Annotated in this window: 1 protein-coding gene; it reads left to right on the top strand. The window is 63.3% G+C overall.

Annotated features, from left to right (window positions below):
• Positions 1 to 1,445 (top strand): GMC family oxidoreductase (locus IBX54_RS15040; RefSeq protein WP_296543458.1); only part of this gene is annotated, 1,445 nt, incomplete at its 5' end.
• Positions 1,446 to 1,600: the final 155 nt, after the last annotated feature.

Genomic DNA, 1,600 nt, shown 5'->3' with positions numbered 1-1,600 from the left:
TGCGCTACCCGCGCGGCAAGGTGCTGGGCGGCTGCAGCAGCATCAACGGCATGATTTACATGCGCGGCCAGGCGCGCGATTACGACAGCTGGGCACAACTGACGGGCGACGGCGCCTGGGGCTGGCACAACAGCCTGCCCGACTTCATGGCCCATGAAAGCCATTACCGGCTGGATGGCCAGCGGCTTGAAGCGCCCGGCAAGCTGGACCAGTTCAAGCAATTTCACGGCACGGGCGGCGAGTGGCGGGTAGAGAAGCAGCGCCTGCGCTGGGATGTGCTCGATGCCTTTGCCCAGGCTGCGCAGCAAGCCGGTATTCCCGCCACGGATGACTTCAACCAGGGCGACAACGAAGGCGTCGGCTATTTTGAAGTGAACCAAAGAAGCGGCTGGCGCTGGAACAGCGCCAAGGCCTTTTTGCGACCCAGCTGCATGAACCGCCCCAATTTCACGCTCTGGACCTCGGCCCAGGTGGTCAAACTCACGATCGCGGCACAAGCCAACGGCCAGTTGCGCAGCACCGGTGTCGAGGTGCAGACACCCAGCGGCAGGGTCTTTGCACAGGCTTCGGCCGAAGTGATCCTGAGCGCTGGCAGTATTGGTTCACCGCAAATTTTGCAGCTTTCCGGCATTGGCCCGGCCGCGCTGTTGCAACAACACGCAATCCCTGTGGTGCACGACGCGCCCGGTGTCGGCGCCAACCTGCAGGACCACCTGCAGATTCGCTCGGTGTACAAGGTGCAGCACGTCAAAACGCTCAACGTGCAGGCCAATTCACTGTGGGGCAAGGCCATGATCGGACTCGAATATGCGCTCAGGCGCAGCGGCCCGATGAGCATGGCGCCGAGCCAGCTGGGCGCCTTTACCCGCAGCGATGCGAGCCAGCCTCACCCCAACGTCGAGTACCACGTGCAGCCGCTCAGTCTGGAAGCATTCGGCGAGCCGCTGCACAGTTTTCCGGCATTTACCGCGAGCGTCTGCAACCTCAACCCCACCAGTCGCGGCAGCGTGCAGATCAAGTCGCCCGATTTCTCGGCAGCCCCTGCCATTGCAACCAACTACTTGAGCACTGAGGCCGACCGCAAGGTGGCCGCAGACTCCTTGCGGCTGACCCGCACCATCGTGGCGCAGCCGGCGCTGGCCAAGTACCAGCCGCAAGAGTTCAAGCCCGGCGTGCAATACCAGAGCGACGACGATCTGGCGCGTCTGGCCGGTGACATTGCCACCACCATTTTTCACCCGGTGGGCACCACCAAAATGGGCCGCGACGATGACCCGCTGGCGGTGCTTGACGCGCACCTGCGGGTGCGCGGGCCAGGCGGGCTGATTGCCGGCTTGCGCGTGGTCGATGCCGGCGCCATGCCGGTGATCACCAGCGGCAACACCAATTCGCCTACGCTGATGATGGCCGAAAAAGCGGCGCGCTGGATTGCGGCGGGCACCTGATCCGGCGACGCACCAAAGCAGCGCCTGCCAAGGGTAATTCCGGATAGCAAGGCACTCAATAGGCGCATACATTGGCACCTTCACCGGGCAGCGCAGGCTGCTCGACGAGAAAGACCCAAGGAGATCAGACCCATCAGGGTCAGACAACACAATAA

It is taken from the genome of Rhodoferax sp. (genome assembly GCF_014859475.1).
Classification (GTDB): domain Bacteria; phylum Pseudomonadota; class Gammaproteobacteria; order Burkholderiales; family Burkholderiaceae_C; genus Rhodoferax.
This window is presented reverse-complemented; position numbering and strand designations above follow the sequence as displayed.